Here is a 15,038-nt window from a genome sequence, read left to right as displayed (position 1 = left end):
GAAGGCGGTGCCCAGCAGCGGGCCGTGGTGCTTGCTGCGGGGCTTGCCTGCCGTGGCGGCGCGGTTCTTGTGGCCCTGCTGGCGGCCGGTGTAGCGCCAGCCGCCGCCGTCGGGGATGTTGCCCAGCTTCTTCACGTCGACGTGCAGCAGTGAGCCGGGGTGATCGTGTTCGTAGCGGCGGATCGGTTCTCCGGTGGCGCGGTCGACGTGGGAGAGCCGGTTGATCCGGCAGCGGACCAGCACCGCGTGCACGGTCGAGGCCGCCAGGCCGAGGCGGTCGGCGATCTGCACCGGCCCGAGTCGCTTCTTCCAGCGCAGGTGCACGATCTTGCGCACGATCGGCCGCGGGGTGCGCCGCGGGCAGGAGTGCGGCCGGGAGCTGCGGTCTTCCATCGCCGCCGGCCCGCCGGTCCGGTAGCGGTCGGCCCACTTCTTGGCCGTGGGCCAGGCGACGTTGAACACCGCCGCGGCGTAGCTGATCGTCCAGCCGCCATCGACCACGGCGCGAGCAAGCTTCAGACGGTGGCGAGGAGTCAGGGCAGCGTTAGCGTGGGCCACGAGGACCTCCGGGTTCGTGTAGTGGGTGCCTTCAGCAGCTCCACTCCACGTCCGGAGGTCCTCCCGCCACAAGACCCGTCAGTCAGATCCCGTGGTCACACGTCCTCGACCAACGTCTCTGGTCAGTACAGCTAGTCGAGGATCGCCCTCGTCACCGCCGACTGCTCGGTCAGGACGCCGCCGATCACGGTCTGCGTCTCGTTGATCTGCTCGACCGCCGTGCTGATGGCCGCCAGCGCCGAGACCACCCGCCCGACCTGCTCCTGGATCGCGGTGACCTTCGCGTCGACGTCCGTGGTCGCCCGCGCCGTCTCGGCGGCCAGCTCCTTGACCTCGTTGGCGACGACGGCGAACCCGCGGCCGGCCTCACCGGCGCGCGCCGCCTCGATGGTCGCGTTGAGGGCGAGCAGGTTGGTCTGGTCGGCGATGCCGCGGATGGTCTTCACGACCTTGCCGATGTCGGCGCTCGAGTCGCCGAGCCCGGCGACCTGGCCGTTGGCCTCCTCGGTCAGCCGCATGCCCTCGCCCGCGACGCTCGTCGCGGACAGCACGTTGCGCTCGACCTCGGTGATCGACTCGAGCAGCTCGCGTCCTGCGCGCTCGAGCTTCTGGGCCGCCGCGAACCGCTCCATGCCCTGGCCGAGCAGGTAGGCGGTGTTGCGCAGCGCGTCCGCCCGGCCCGGGGCCAGGGTCAGGGTCTCGGTGGCGAAGAAGTCCATGGTGCCGACGACCGCGCCGCCGACGAGGATCGGCAGGCAGACGCCCGACTTCACGCCCGCCCGCTGCGCCGCAGGGGCGCGCACGCAGTCGGTGACCTGGGCCAGGTCCTCCACGAACACGAGGTCGCGGGACCGCCACGCGCGCCCGGAGAGGCCGACGCCCTCGCGGAACGAGGCGGCCAGGGTGACCTCGCGGAACTCCCTGCCCGCGCTGCCGGACTCCTGCACGAAGTGCAGCGCCCGGTCCTCCTCCCGCACCCGCCAGTAGGAGCCGTAGGCCCACCCGAAGCCCTCGCGGATGGTGTCGAGGCACCGGGCCATGGCGTCCTCGGGCGTCGCCGCCGCCGAGATCTCCCGCAGCACCCGGGTGACCGCTTCGGTGTCCTGCGCCGCCTGGGCCTGGCGCTCCGCGGCCACGAGGCGCTCGATGGCCTGGGAGACCAGCCGGCCGACCGCCCGCAGGGTGTCCAGGCGCTCGGGGGAGGGGGCGAGCGTCTCGGTGGCGAAGAAGTCCATGGTGCCGACGACCTCGCCGTCCTCCAGCAGGGGGAAGCAGATCCCGCTTCGGACGCCGACGCGCTGGGCGACGGGGGCGCGCACGCAGTCCCGCACCTGTCCCAGGTCCGGGACGAAGACGAGGTCGCGCGCCCGCCAGGCCCGTCCGGCCAGGCCCACGCCCTCACGGAAGGAGGCGGCGAGCGTGACCTCCCGGAACTCCGGTCCCGCGTCCCCGGATTCCTGCACGACGTGGAGGGCGCGGTCGGCCGGGTCCACCTGCCAGTAGGAGCCGTAGGCCCAGCCGAACTGCTCGCGGACCAGTTCCAGCGCCAGGGCCACGGCGCACTCGGCCGATTCCACGGCGCCGAGGGCCTCGACCACAGCGGTGACGGCGGCGATGTTCGCGCGGGCCTCGATCACGGGACCCTGCGGCTCCGTCGACGTCCTGCGGCGGCCGAACTGCACCATCTCGACAACTCCTCCTCGTGGACAACACGGTGTCCATCGGCCCGCTGACGAGCGGGCACGAGGAAGAGTGGCGTGACTCCACCCGGATTGGTTGCGCGCAACGCACGAACGTGGCCTGAGACTCTTCAGTCATGTGGCACCGGTCACCGCAGGAGGCTGCCGGGGCCCGTGGGGTTCATCCCGGCAGCAGGGCGAGCAACCGGGTGAGCGTCCGCGCGAGCACCGACGAGCCGACGCCGGCGTCCTCGTGCGAATCCGGTGCCGCCGAGCCCACCGCCGTCCACCAGTCGTGCAGCGGCGGCGGGTCCAGGACGTCGATCCGCTCGCCCGGCTGCGGGACGACGACCTGCGCGCCGGTGCGATCGGCGGCCTTCAGCAGGCGCTGCACCGGCTCGGCCCAGCGGTGGAAGGCCAGGTTGAACGTGGCCCAGTGGATCGGCAGCAGCAGGTTCCCGCCGAGGTCGCCGTGTGCCCGCACCGCCTCCTCGGGGTCCATGTGGATGGCGTGCCAGGCGTCGTTGTAGGCGCCGACCGGCAGCAGGGTGAGGTCGAACGGGCCGAACCGTGCGCCGAGCTCGGCGAACGCGGGGGTGTACCCGGTGTCGCCGCCGAAGAAGACCCGGCGCCGGGGCCCGGCGACGGTCCACGACGCCCACAGGGTGGTGTCCCGGTGGAAGTAGCGGCCCGAGAAGTGCCGCGCCTCGGTGCAGGTGAGGGCCAGCCCGCCGACGACGTGGGTCTCGTCCCAGTCCAGCTCGACGATCCGGTCCTCCGGCACGTGCCACTTGCGCAGGTGCTCGCCGATGCCGAGCGGGACGACGAACGGCGCGGTCTGGGTGGTCAGCAGCGCCCGCACGGTCGGCAGGTCGAGGTGGTCGTAGTGGTCGTGGGAGATCAGGACGGCGTCGACGGGAGGCAGGTCCTCGATCGCCATCGGCGGCTCGTGCAGGCGGGTCGGTCCGAACACCGGCGACGGCGAGACCCGGTATCCCCACACCGGGTCGACCAGGACGCGCTGGCCGTCGACCTCGAGCAGGGCGCTGGCGTGGCCGAACCACGTGACGGCGAGCTCGGCCGCATCGGCGGGGATCGCGGCGGACGCCAGGGGGATCGGGCCGCCCGGCAGGCCGACGTGCCGCTCCTCGTGCCACTGGCGCAGCAGCCCGTCGCGGGTGTTGGCGGGCGAGAGCGCCGGCGTCGGCATGCGGTTGTGGAATTTTCCGTCGGTGAACTGCGCGGACTGGGAGACGACGGGGCGCAGCCGCCGGCGGTGGGCGCCGAGCGCGGTCGGCAGCCCCCAGGCGGCGGCAGCGAGGAAACCCGCCGGACCGGCGAGGACGGTGGCGGCCAGGGCGGTGCGGCGGGCGATGCGGTACGGCACGGTGCCAGCATCCCAGCCGCGACGGCGCGGCGGCTGTGAACCGGGCGACGTCCCCGGTGCCGGGACACCCCGTGGGGGGCCGAAGTGGCCACTTCGGCCCTCCACCGGGGGTCAGGCGGCGATGGCGGCCACCGGGGAGATCCGCGCCGCGCGCCGCGCCGGCAGCACCGACGCCAGCAGCCCGGCCACCGTGGCGACCAGCACGATCGCGCCCACCTGCAGCCACGGGACGCTGATCACCACCTCGCCGAGCTCGCCGAGCGCCGACGCGGCGCCGACCAGGCCGTAGGCGCCCCCGACCAGCACGCCGAGCACCGCCGCGACCCCGGCGACCAGGACCGCCTCCCAGGCCAGCAGTGCCCGGAGCTGCCCTCGGGTCAGGCCCAGCGCCCGCAGCAGGCCGCTCTCCTGCCGCCGCTCGACCACCGCGAGGGCCAGCGTGTTGCCGACGCCGATCAGCGCGATCAGCACCGCGACGCCGAGCAGGCCGGTCACGATCAGCAGCAGGACGTCGACCACCGAGTCGATCGCGGCCCGCTCGCTGGCCAGCCCGGTGACGTACGCGGTGGGCAGCGCGGTGCCCGCCAGGTCGGTGACCTCGTCGATCACCGCCGTCTGGTCCACGCCGTCGGCCAGCCGGCCGGTGAGCGTCCCCGCGGTGAGACCGGTGGCCTCGACGACGCCGTCGACCGACTCCAGCCGGCCCTGCAGCGCGGCCGGGACCGGCTCGTCGAAGCTCTGGACGATGACGTCGGTCGGGTAGTTCGCCACCAGGCCCGCCTGGGCGGTGGCCCGGGTCGAGCTGGCGCCGACGACCATCGCCGTGGTCAGCGTGACGCCGATCAGCAGCGCGGTGGCGGTGGCCGCCGTCCGGCGCGGGTTGCGGGTGGCGTTGCCGGTGGCCAACCGCGCCGGCAACCCGCCCACGCGGCCGAGCAGCCGGCCCGCCGTGGCGACGATCGGCGGCACTGCCCGCTGCGCGAGCAGCAGCAGCCCCAGCGCGCTGAGCACCCCGCCGGGCAGCGCGACGAGGATCTGCGCCGTGACGACGCCCAGGACCATGAGCGCGACGCCGGCGACGGTGAGCAGCAGGCCGGACACCAGCCGGGCCACGCCGCCGCGGGAGCGCAGCGACACCGGGTCCACCGGCCGCAGGGCGGCGAGCGGGGCGACCCGGGTGGCGGCGCGGGCCGGGGCCAGCGCGGCGATCAGCGTGGTGACCGTGCCGACGGCGAGGCCGACGAGCACGGCGTAGAGCGGCACCGACACCCCGGACAGCGGGATGGGCGAGTCGAGGCCGGACACCACTGCCGAGACGGCGGCGGACAGCCCGATGCCGGCCAGCACGCCCATCACGGAGGCGGCCAGGCCGGTGAGCACGGCTTCACCGAGCACGCCGCGGCGCACCTGCCGGGCGGTCGCGCCGACGCAGCGCAGCAGCGCCAGGTCGCGGGTCCGCTGGGCGAGCAGCACCGCGAACGTGTTGGCGATGACGAGGCCGGCGACGAGCACCGCGATGGTGGCGAACACCAGCAGGGTGGTGGTCAGCCACGCGGCGTCGCCGGTGATGGTCGCGACGGCCGCCTCGGCCTGCTCGGTGCCCGTGCGCACGGTGACGTCGGCTCCGGACAGCGCGGTGCTGACGTCGCCGAAGACCGTGCCGGGATCGGCGCTGCCGGTGATGCGCAGCTCGGTGGGCTCCTCGGCGCCCCAGGCCCGGACCTGGTCGGCGGTGGCGTACGCCTTGCCGTAGATCCCGGCTGTCGGGTCGCCGCCGAGGTCGACGACGCCGGTCACCGTGGCGTCCCTGGTCGTCGGGTCGCCCTCGGCGTCGTAGACGGTGACCGGGAGGACGTCGCCGACGGCGGCGCCGACGCGCTCGCTGACCGCGATCTCCCCGGCGCGCTCCGGCAGCGAGCCGTCGGCGAGCTGCTGCCAGCGCAGCTGCGGGTCTCCCGCCACCGACTCGACGAGCACGTACTGCGCTCCGGTGCGGCCGGGGGCGACGGCCTGGACGGAGGTCTGCCAGGTCGGCTCGACGGCCTGCACGCCGTCCAGCCCGGTGAGGGTGTCGACGTGCTCGGCCAGGCCGGTGCCGCTGTCGGAGGTGACCACCACGTCGGTGTCCACGTACTGGGCGCCGGCCGCCGTCAGGACGGTGGCCTTCGTGGTCTCGTTGAGCACCAGGGTCGCCACCACGAAGCCCACGGCGATGACGATGGCGAGGGTGGAGGCGATCAGCCGGGGCAGGTGCGCCCGGACGCTCGCCAGCGTGACTGCGCGCATGACGTCAGGCCCCCAGTCCGCGCAGCGCGTCCAGCACGGACTCCGCCGTGGGCGCGTCGATCTGGCCGGCCACCCGGCCGTCGGCCAGCAGCACCACGCGGTCGGCGTAGGCGGCGGCCACCGGGTCGTGGGTGACCATGACGACGGTCTGGCCGGTCTCCTTCACGCTGGACCGGAGGAGCCCGAGCACCTCGGCGCCGGACCGGGAGTCCAGGTTGCCGGTCGGCTCGTCGGCGAACACGACGTCGGGGCGGGGGAGCAGCGCACGGGCGATGGCGACGCGCTGCTGCTGGCCGCCGGAGAGCTCGTGCGGGCGGTGCCCGAGTCGTTCGCGCAGGCCGAGGCGGGCGACGACGTCGTCGAACCAGCCCGTGTCGGGGCGCTGGCCGGCCAGCTGCATGGGTAGCACGATGTTGTCCCGCGCGTCGAGCACCGGCAGCAGGTTGAACGACTGGAAGACGAAGCCGATCCGCTGGCGGCGCAGCTTCGTCAGCTCGTCGTCCCGGAGGCGGATCAGCTCGGTGCTCCCCAGCCAGACCTCGCCCTCGGTGGCCGAGTCCAGGCCCGCCAGGCAGTGCATGAGGGTGGACTTGCCCGAGCCGGACGGGCCCATGATCGCGGTGAACTCGCCGGCGGCGAAGGCGACGTCGACCCCCGCCAGCGCCTGTACCGCGGTCTCACCGCTGCCGTAGGTCTTGCGCAGCCCCCAGGACCGGACGGCGGCGGTGGACAGCGAGGCGGGCGGCTCGCCGGGGACGGTCATGACGGGGACGGGCACGGAAGACCTCCGGAAGGCAGTGATCAGGACGGTGATCACGCTGCCGGTCCGGGGCCTCCCGCCGCGTCGGAGCGGAGGGCGATCTCGCCGCCACCGTCCGTGCCCCCGGGGGCCGAGGCCAGGTCATCCCCTGGTGGGAGAGAAGGGGCGTCCCTGCCCCAGCCCCGTCCCGGGCACCGCCCTGAGCGGGCGAAGGGCGGGGAGGACGGGGTCCTTCCGCTAGGCGTCGCGGAGCAGGTCGGCCGGCTGCACGAGGCCGGTCCGGTAGGCGAGGACGACGGCCTGCACGCGGTCCCGGGAGCCGGTCTTGGCCAGCACCCGCCCGACGTGGGTCTTCACGGTCGCCTCGCTGACCACGAAGTGAGCGGCGATCTCGGTGTTGCTCGCCCCCAGCGCCATCTGCTCCAGCACCTCGCGTTCGCGCGGGGTCAGCTCGGCCAGCACCCGGTCGTCGGACCCCGACGGCGTCGTGGCCGACCCGCGCAGCATCGGGGCCACGTGCTGCAGCAGCCGCCGGGTGGAGCTGGCCGCGATCACCGAGTCGCCGGCGTGCACGGTGCGCACGGCGGCCAGCATCTCCTCGGGCGGTGCGTCCTTGAGCAGGAACCCGCTGGCCCCCGCGCCGATCGCGGCCACCACGTACTCGTCGAGGTCGAACGTCGTCAGGACGACGACGCGCGGCGCGTCCGGCAGCGTGGTCACCTGGCGGGTCGCCTCGATGCCGTCGGTGCCGGGCATGCGCACGTCCATGAGGACGACGTCGGTGGGGGTGCGGCGGACCACCTGGACCGCGGTGGCGCCGTCCCCGGCCTCACCGACGACGGTCAGGTCGGGCTGGGAGTCGATCACCATCCGGAAGCCGGCACGCACCATCTGCTGGTCGTCCACCAGCACCACCCGGATCGGCTCGCTCATCGCCGCCGACCGTAGGGCAGGGCCGCGTGGACGCCGAAGCCGCCACCCGGGCGCGGTCCCGCCTCGAGGCGCCCGCCGTGCAGCGTGGCGCGTTCGCGCATGCCGCGCACCCCCTGGCCGTCGCCGTCGGAGGCGACCATGGCGGCCGAGGCGCCGCGGCCGTCGTCGAGCACGGACAGCTCCAGCGCGTCGGCCCGCCACTGCAGGCGGACCCAGGCCCGGCTCGCCGGGCCGGCGTGCTTCAGGACGTTGGTGAGGGACTCCTGCACGATCCGGTAGGCCGCCAGCTGGGGGCCGGCGGGCATCGGCTGGGGCTCGCCCTCGACGATCAGGTCGACGTCCAGCCCGCTGACCCGGACGTCCTCCACCAGGGCGGGGATCGCGGCGACGTCGGGCTGGGGGGCGTACTCCTCGCCGCCGCCCTCGCGCAGCACGCCGAGCAGGGACCGCATGTCGGTCAGCGCCTGCCGCCCGGTGGCCGCGATCGCCTCCAGCGCGCCGGTCGCCGCCCCGGGGTCGGTCCGGCCCGCGTACCGGCCGCCGTCGGCCTGGGCGATCACGACGGAGAGGGAGTGGGCCACCACGTCGTGCAGCTCCCGGGCGATGCGGGCGCGCTCGGCCGTGGCGGCCAGGCGCATCTCCTGGTCGCGCTCCAGCTCCAGCAGCTGGGCCCGTTCCTCCAGCGCCGCCAGCCGCTGCAGCCGCGCCCGGCGGAGGTCACCGAGTGCCCAGGCCGCCACCACGGCGACGGCGATCGAGCCGGTGCTGAGCAGCAGCGTCTCGCTGTCGCTCGGCGAGAAGTAGCGGGCGCTGGCCAGCACGGCCCCGGCCAGCCCGAGCCCGAGTCCGGCCCGTCCCGCCCACCGCGGCGCGTACGCGGCCAGCGCGGAGACCATGATCAGCGCGGAGACGTTCGCGGCGAGGAGGTCGTCGGCCAGGAGGAGCTGGAGCAGGCTGACGACGACCACCACGGCCGCGGCCTGCACCGGGGCGCGGCGGCGCCAGGCGAGGGGGGCGGTGAGCAGCACCCCGAAGACGAACGCCGTCTGCTCGCCCTGCCAGTAGCTGCTGGACACGAGGACGACCGCGAACAGGAACACCCCGACCGCCAGCGCGACGTCGACGGCGAACGGGTGCTCGCGGGTCCACGCGGCGACGCGGTCGAGGGGGCGGTCCATCACGACCAGACCCTAGGGAGGCGGCCCTCCCCCGTCGTCGCCCCGGAGGATGACCCGCGTGTCCGACCGCGGGGGGATCACTCCTCGGGGGTGGGGTCCTCCGGCGCCTCGAAATCGCCCTCCCCGGGCGGTGAGGAGGAGACGGTCGCGGTCATGGTCACCTCGCCGGCCTCCTCGAAGACGAACGTGACCGGGATCGACTGGGACGAGCGCAGCGAGGTCTGCAGGTCCTGCAGGATCACCGACGGCTCGCCCTCGGGCTCCAGGTAGACGTTGTCGTTCTCGGGGACCTCGATCGCGCCGTCGCTGCCGTCGAGCGCGGCCAGCTGCGCGTCGGCGAAGTCCTCGCCGGTGACGTCGACGAGCCGGTCGGCGGTGGTGCCGGTGTTGGTGATGGCCGCGTAGAGGGTGACGTCCTCGCCCTCCTCCCACTGCCCGTCGCCGGGGTAGTCGAGCATCAGGGCGGTGATCTTGATGTCCTCGGTCACGGCCTCGTCGGCGCCGGCGTTGCCCCCGATGACCTCCGTGCCCTCGTTCTCGATCGGGTTGTCCTGGCTGCATGCGGCCAGCGGCAGCACTGCCGCGCAGGCGGCGGCGGTGAGAGCTGTCCGTACCGGGTGGGGCCGGGTCATGGGTGTCCTTCCTCGGAGTTCGACGGGCATCCCCGGTCCCCTACCCCGGGATCGGTGCACAATCCCGACCGTCGTCCTACTGCAATGAAGGAGGGGCGTCGTGCCCACACCGGGGGCGCCGCCCCGCGCTCGTACGGTGGCCGCGTGAGCGAGGAGACCCGGACGCCCGGGGACGAGGGCGGGGACCCCGCCTGCTGGCTGCAGCGCGTCTGCCCCGAGTGCGGCCGGATGGCCGAGGAGGACCCGCCGACCACCTGCGCGGCCTGCGGCGCGGAGCTCCGGCCCGACTGACCGGGGTGTCAGGCGGCCGGCTGCCGGCGGCGGGCGACCATGAAGGTGCAGAGCGCCTGCCGCAGGGCGACCCCGCGGGCGTCGGCCGGGACGTGCACCTCGTCGCGCCGGTCCAGCGGCAGCCCGTCGAGGAGGAGCGCCTCCTGCGAGCGGACGTCCTCCGCCAGGATCTGACCCTGCAGCGCCAGCCGGGCCGCTGCCGTGGCCGGGGTGACCAGTGGCTGCCCCGGCCCGTCGGAGAGCAGCAGGCGCACGTAGATCCGGGTCGAGTCGTGGTCCTCGGGCTGCAGCAGGTAGACGATCGTCGTCGTCGCCCCGGTGTCCAGGAAGTCCTGGCGCAGCCGTAGCTGGAACGGCGCCCGGTAGGTGTAGGTGGTCCGTCGCCGCTGGCGCAGCGGGCGGCCCCCCGTCGCCACCTCGGGATCGACCGGGTTGTCCACCCACTGCTCCTGCACGCTGCTGAACCCGCCGGGCTCCGTCCGCACCTCGTACGGGCCCACCTCCGGGGAGTCGAGCGCGCCGACGGTCGAGGCGTGGACGAACGGGCCGTGGGTCGCGTCGAGGACGGTGTCGGCCAGCGGTCCGGCCGGACCGGGTGATCGCACCGGCGCCAGCCAGTTGCCCACGAAGCGGCGGTCCCCGGCCTCCGGCACCTCCAGCGCGACGTCGAGCGCCTCGCGCGGGGCCAGCCATACGACGCCGAGCCGCTCGCGGACGCCGAAGGCCGGCGGGTCCGCGGCGAGGGCCGGGCCGTCCCGGCGCACCGTCCAGGTGCGGCCCAGCAGCCGGACCTGCAACCACCCGCCGGGGCGCAGCTCGCGGGCCAGCGCCACGGGGTGCCAGGCGTGCTCGAGCGAGGGGTCGAGGTTGCCGAACACGCCACCGCGCGGGGCCGGCGTCCCGGGGACCGGCTCGAGCACCGGGGCGGCGCCGGGTCGCGGTGGGCCCGGCGTCCCCGTCCGGTCGGGGGCCAGCCAGACCCAGCCGTGCCGCTCCTCGACCGCCCACGGCATCGGGAGGTCGGCGCGGGGCGGTGGGCAGCCGGCCGGGCCGAGGGAGGGGACGTCCACGCACCGGCCCTCGCCGTCGAAGCGCCAGCCGTGCGCCGGGCACTGCAGCCGGCCCTCGGCCACGGTCGCCCCGGCCAGCGGCACCAGCCGGTGCGGGCAGCGGGCCGGGAAGGCGCTGATCTCGGCGCCGGGGCGCAGCCGCACGAGTACGTAGGAGCGGCCGCCGGCGCCGACCGGCACCGGCGTCGTCCCGACCGCGGTGGCGCGAGCCACCTGGTACCACCCCGTCGACGTCCCGGCCATGACCCATTGCACCGTGGCCGGATGACCGCGGCGTTACGTGCCGCGCAACGTCGTGGGTCGGCCGGCCGGCCGGCCCACGCGGACGGGTGCGGCGGCGGTCAGGCGGTCGGGGCGCCGGTCCGCGCGGCCCGGAACAGGGAGAGCGCGGCGGAGCCGGCGAGCACCCCGCCACCGAACACCATCACCAGGCCCGGGCCGGGCGCCCACCCGGAGAAGAGGCCGACGAGCCCGGCGAGGTGCAGCACCTGCCACAGCGGGAGGGCGACGGCCACCACGGCCAGGATCGCCGCGTGCACGCCGGCGATGACGTGCGAGCGGATGATCGCGCCGGCGACGCCCAGGACGGCGGCGTACATCGTCCACATGCCGGCTCCGCGGACGCCGGAGATGTTGCCGGCCGCGGTGGCGATCCAGGGCAGAAAGGAGCCGAAGAGCACGAGCAGCGCCGCACCGAGCAGGCGCCTGCTCCCGGGTGCCCGGCGCCGAGCTCGGCGCGTTGCGTCCCGTGTAGTCACCGCCATAAGGACAGGACTGTAGGTGCTCCGGGGCGGTTGCGATAGCCCGTGACGCCGATGGTATGGGCGACGCGTCTTCCCAGGTCACGAGGACGTTGCAGTGTGTGTACGACTGTTTGACCGGACCAGGCAGGTCTGGTTCCCTGTCCGCGCACATGTGACCTGGGACATATGTCGTATGCCGGACCTCTGGAGGAGTGCGTGGACGCAACCCAACGTAGGGAGTACTGGCGGAGGAATCTCCGCCTGATGAGCGTGCTGCTGGTGATCTGGGCGCTGGTGTCGTTCGGTGCGGGCATCGTCTTCGTCGAACCGCTGAACAACATCGAGATCCTCGGCTTCCCCCTCGGCTTCTGGTTCGCCCAGCAGGGATCCATCGTGACCTTCGTGATCCTCATCGCCGTCTACGTGTGGCGGATGGACAAGCTCGACGCCGAGTACGGCATCGACGAGTACGAGGAAGAGGTCCACCACTCATGAGCGACATCCAGGTCTGGACGCTCGTCTTCGTCGTCATCACGTTCGGCATCTACATCTACATCGCCTACGCCAGCCGGGTGTCCACCACGTCCGGCTTCTACGTCGCCGGCGGCGGCATCCCTGCCCCGGCCAACGGGGCCGCGATCGCCGCGGACTGGATGAGCGCCGCGTCGTTCATCTCCATGGCCGGCATCATCGCCTTCGCCGGCAACGGCTACGCCGGTTCGGTGTACCTGATGGGCTGGACCGGCGGCTACGTGCTGCTCGCCCTCCTGCTGGCCCCCTACCTGCGCAAGTTCGGCAAGTACACGATCCCGGACTTCGTCGGTGACCGGTACTCCGAGACGGCCCGGCTCGTCGCGGTCGTCGCGGCGGTCGTCGTCTCGTTCGTCTACGTCGCGGGGCAGATGGCCGGTGTCGGCCTGGTGTTCCAGCGGTTCCTCGGCGTCGGCACCACGGCCGGTGTGATCATCGGCATGGTCATCGTCTTCTTCTACGCCGTGCTCGGCGGCATGAAGGGGATCACCTGGACGCAGGTCGCCCAGTACAGCGTCCTGATCGTCGCCTACCTCATCCCGGTGGTGGCCATCTCGGTGCAGATCACCGGGATCCCGGTCCCGCAGATCGCCTTCGGCGAGATCCTCGGCGAGCTCAACGGCCTGCAGGAGGACCTCGGCTTCGCGGCCTACACCGAGGCGTTCACGCAGACGACGATGCTCAACATGGTGCTGATCACCGCGGCGCTGATGTTCGGCACAGCCGGCCTGCCGCACGTGATCGTCCGCTTCTACACGGCCAAGAGCGTCCGTGCCGCGCGGTTCTCGGCCCTGTGGGCGCTGTTCTTCATCGCCCTGCTCTACACCTCCGCCCCGGCGGTGGGGGCGTTCAGCAAGCTCAACTTCATCGACCAGATCGCGGGCACGGGGGTCGACGAGACGCCCGGGTGGTTCAACACCTGGGCCGACGTCGGACTGATCACGGTCGACGACGTCAACAGCAACGGCGTCATCGACTACGGGCCCGCGACCGGCGAGCTGGTGATCAACAACGACATCATCGTGCTCGCGACGCCGGAGATCGCCGGTCTGCCGGCACCCGTGGTCGGCCTGGTCGCCGCCGGCGCCCTGGCCGCCGCGCTCTCCACCGCGTCCGGTCTGCTGCTGGTCATCTCCTCCTCGGTGGCCAACGACGTCTACTACAAGCGGATCAACCCGGCCGCCACGGAGGCCCGGCAGCTGCTCGTCGGGCGGATCGCGATGGGGGCGGCGATCGTCGTCGCCGGCTACCTGGGCATCAACCCGCCCGGCTTCGTCGCCCAGGTGGTCGCGCTCGCGTTCGGCCTCGCCTGTGCGAGCTTCTTCCCGATCCTGGTGCTCGGCATCTTCTGGAAGAAGACGACGGCGATGGGTGCCACGGCGGGCCTCGCGGCCGGCCTGGGCACGACGATCGCGTACATGCTGTGGACGATCGACATCTACGGCAACAGCGAGGGTCTCTGGGGCATCCCCGAGACCGGCTTCGGCACCATCGGCATGATCATCAACTTCGTGGTGACGATCATCGTCTCGCAGTTCACCCCGAAGCCGTCGCCGGTCATGCAGGAGCTGGTGGAGGAGATCCGCTACCCCGGCAAGAGCCGGCTGGTCGCGGCGCACGCCGAAGGGCACCTGGAGGACGTGCCCGAGGACGAGTGGCTGGGGGAGCCGCCGCACGAGCCGCGGTCCCGCTAGCCCTCGTCGTACCCGAGGCGCGCGCTCCCCGTCCGGGGGGCGCGCGCCTCGGCGCGTCCGGGGTCAGGCAGCGGTGGAGCGGGCCGGCGCGGGATCGGGTGCGAGGACCACGACCTCCGCCGGTGCCGGGGCACGCCGGTGGTGGGCTCCCCAGCGGGCGGTCAGGCCGGCCAGGACGACGAGACCGGCGACCGTGGGCCGGCCCGGGTTCGCGAGCGCGACGGCGATCGCGGACGCGTAGACCACCGACAGCAGGACGAGCGGAACGGTCAGCCGGTGGGGCAGGTGCAGGTGCACGGCGGGACCTCCGGGATCGGTGTCGCGCCCTGCCGGCGGCCCGTCCGGTGCGGGGACGGGCCGCCGGCACGGCGACGCAGGCAGGACGCTCAGAGACTCACTTGAGGAGGTCCTTGGCCTTCTGCAGCAGGCCCTCACCCGGCATCGGCGGCGTGCCGTACAGCCGCGGGTCACCCGGCGGCAGGATCGGCGCGTCGGCGGTGGCCTCGATCCGGCGGGCCGAGAGCTGCTTGTCCGTCCCGTCGATCGCCGGTCCGCTCGCCCAGCTGCCGGCCGCGGCGTCCGGGCCGTCGGAGGCGTCGAGGAAGGCGTAGGCGAACTCCTCCGGCTCCTCGTCCATGGGGAACGCCTCGGGCACCGGGATGTTCTCCAGCCCGTCCACCTTGAGCTCCTCGATCGCCTTGAGCCACTGCATCTGGTGGTAGTGGTCGCGCGCGAGCAGGAAGCGCAGGGTTTCCTTGACCCCCGGGTCGTCGGTCATGTTGTAGAGCCGGGAGACCTGCAGCCGGCCCATCATCTCGGCGGTCGCGTTGTAGTTGAAGTCGGCCATCAGGTTCCCACTCGCCGTCACGTACCCGCCGCTCCAGGGCAGGCCCATGCTGTCGCGGTAGTAGGCGCCCCCGCCGTTGACGATCGCGTGCTGCGGGTTGGTGTTGCCGAACCCGGCGGCCGCCTCCTTGGTGCGGTCGGCGGAGTCGGGCTTGAGCGGCTGGTGGTCCAGCAGCCGGTCGATCAGCGTCACCAGGATCTCGACGTGCGCCAGCTCCTCGGTGCCGATGGCGAGCAGCATGTCCTTGTACTTGCCGGGCAGTCGGCAGTTCCAGCCCTGGAGCAGGTACTGGGTGGCGACCGTCATCTCGCCCCACTGGCCGCCGAGGACCTCCTGGAGCCGGCGGGCGTAGGCCGGGTCGGGGCCGTCGGGCTTGGCCTCGTACTGCAGCGCGTGCGTGTGCGTGAACACGGGTCCTCCTCTGCGTCGAAGCGCCCGCGCTCGCGGGC

At 73.6% G+C, this 15,038-nt stretch carries 15 protein-coding genes; 3 read left to right on the top strand and 12 right to left on the bottom strand.

Going from position 1 to position 15,038, the window contains the following annotated elements:
- The 8 genes from BM142_RS20520 to BM142_RS20485 all read right to left on the bottom strand — a co-directional run.
- Positions 1-558 (bottom strand): helix-turn-helix domain-containing protein (locus BM142_RS20520; protein WP_175527391.1); only part of this gene is annotated, 558 nt, incomplete at its 3' end.
- A gap of 131 nt (positions 559-689) precedes the next feature.
- On the bottom strand, positions 690-2,243 hold the full coding sequence (locus tag BM142_RS25290; protein WP_092202730.1) for a GAF domain-containing protein: 1,554 nt from the start codon (positions 2,241-2,243) through the stop codon (positions 690-692).
- 175 nt (positions 2,244-2,418) lie between these two features.
- Positions 2,419-3,624, bottom strand: coding sequence for an MBL fold metallo-hydrolase (locus BM142_RS20510; RefSeq protein ID WP_217640822.1), 1,206 nt, complete (start codon positions 3,622-3,624; stop codon positions 2,419-2,421).
- A gap of 111 nt (positions 3,625-3,735) precedes the next feature.
- Entirely contained in the window at positions 3,736-5,910 is a 2,175-nt protein-coding gene (locus BM142_RS20505) for an FtsX-like permease family protein (protein ID WP_092202728.1), read from the bottom strand.
- 4 nt (positions 5,911-5,914) lie between these two features.
- Complete coding sequence (locus tag BM142_RS20500) at positions 5,915-6,688, bottom strand: ABC transporter ATP-binding protein (RefSeq protein ID WP_217640821.1); 774 nt, start codon at positions 6,686-6,688, stop codon at positions 5,915-5,917.
- A gap of 219 nt (positions 6,689-6,907) precedes the next feature.
- Positions 6,908-7,603: a response regulator gene (locus BM142_RS20495; protein ID WP_092202726.1), complete on the bottom strand. Its 696-nt coding sequence runs from the start codon at positions 7,601-7,603 to the stop codon at positions 6,908-6,910.
- Positions 7,600-8,781 carry a sensor histidine kinase gene (locus BM142_RS20490; RefSeq protein ID WP_092202724.1) on the bottom strand — a complete coding sequence of 394 codons (1,182 nt, stop codon included), beginning with the start codon at positions 8,779-8,781 and terminating at the stop codon, positions 7,600-7,602. The genes BM142_RS20495 and BM142_RS20490 overlap by 4 nt, the downstream gene beginning before the upstream one ends.
- A 77-nt stretch (positions 8,782-8,858) precedes the next feature.
- Positions 8,859-9,413: a copper chaperone PCu(A)C domain-containing protein gene (locus BM142_RS20485; protein ID WP_175527390.1), complete on the bottom strand. Its 555-nt coding sequence runs from the start codon at positions 9,411-9,413 to the stop codon at positions 8,859-8,861.
- A gap of 144 nt (positions 9,414-9,557) precedes the next feature.
- Between BM142_RS20485 and BM142_RS24735 the strand changes: the two genes are divergently transcribed.
- A complete protein-coding gene (locus BM142_RS24735; protein ID WP_175527389.1) occupies positions 9,558-9,704 on the top strand; it encodes a hypothetical protein in 147 nt (48 codons plus the stop codon).
- A gap of 8 nt (positions 9,705-9,712) precedes the next feature.
- Here BM142_RS24735 and BM142_RS20480 read toward each other — a convergent pair whose 3' ends face one another.
- Together BM142_RS20480 and BM142_RS20475 are read right to left on the bottom strand one after the other, a co-directional pair.
- Positions 9,713-10,987 carry a Rieske 2Fe-2S domain-containing protein gene (locus BM142_RS20480; RefSeq protein ID WP_254791107.1) on the bottom strand — a complete coding sequence of 425 codons (1,275 nt, stop codon included), beginning with the start codon at positions 10,985-10,987 and terminating at the stop codon, positions 9,713-9,715.
- A 128-nt stretch (positions 10,988-11,115) separates the two neighbouring features.
- Entirely contained in the window at positions 11,116-11,454 is a 339-nt protein-coding gene (locus BM142_RS20475) for a hypothetical protein (RefSeq protein WP_254791106.1), read from the bottom strand.
- A 249-nt stretch (positions 11,455-11,703) separates the two neighbouring features.
- Here BM142_RS20475 and BM142_RS20470 point away from each other — a divergent pair, with 249 nt between their 5' ends.
- Together BM142_RS20470 and BM142_RS20465 are read left to right on the top strand one after the other, a co-directional pair.
- Positions 11,704-12,012 carry a DUF4212 domain-containing protein gene (locus BM142_RS20470; RefSeq protein WP_092202716.1) on the top strand — a complete coding sequence of 103 codons (309 nt, stop codon included), beginning with the start codon at positions 11,704-11,706 and terminating at the stop codon, positions 12,010-12,012.
- On the top strand, positions 12,009-13,742 hold the full coding sequence (locus BM142_RS20465; RefSeq protein WP_092202714.1) for a sodium:solute symporter family protein: 1,734 nt from the start codon (positions 12,009-12,011) through the stop codon (positions 13,740-13,742). Before BM142_RS20470 ends, BM142_RS20465 begins: the two co-directional genes overlap by 4 nt.
- Positions 13,743-13,805: 63 nt before the next feature.
- Here the strand turns inward: BM142_RS20465 and BM142_RS20460 are convergent, their stop codons facing one another.
- Both BM142_RS20460 and BM142_RS20455 read right to left on the bottom strand, forming a co-directional pair.
- Complete coding sequence (locus BM142_RS20460; RefSeq protein WP_254791104.1) at positions 13,806-14,039, bottom strand: hypothetical protein; 234 nt, start codon at positions 14,037-14,039, stop codon at positions 13,806-13,808.
- A 97-nt stretch (positions 14,040-14,136) separates the two neighbouring features.
- Complete coding sequence (locus BM142_RS20455) at positions 14,137-15,000, bottom strand: manganese catalase (protein WP_092202712.1); 864 nt, start codon at positions 14,998-15,000, stop codon at positions 14,137-14,139.
- Between the last annotated feature and the right edge of the window lie 38 nt (positions 15,001-15,038).

It is taken from the genome of Blastococcus tunisiensis, from assembly GCF_900112815.1.
Classification (GTDB): domain Bacteria; phylum Actinomycetota; class Actinomycetes; order Mycobacteriales; family Geodermatophilaceae; genus Blastococcus_B; species Blastococcus_B tunisiensis.
Note: the sequence above shows the minus strand (reverse complement) of the source record. Positions and strands in the feature narration are given on the sequence as shown.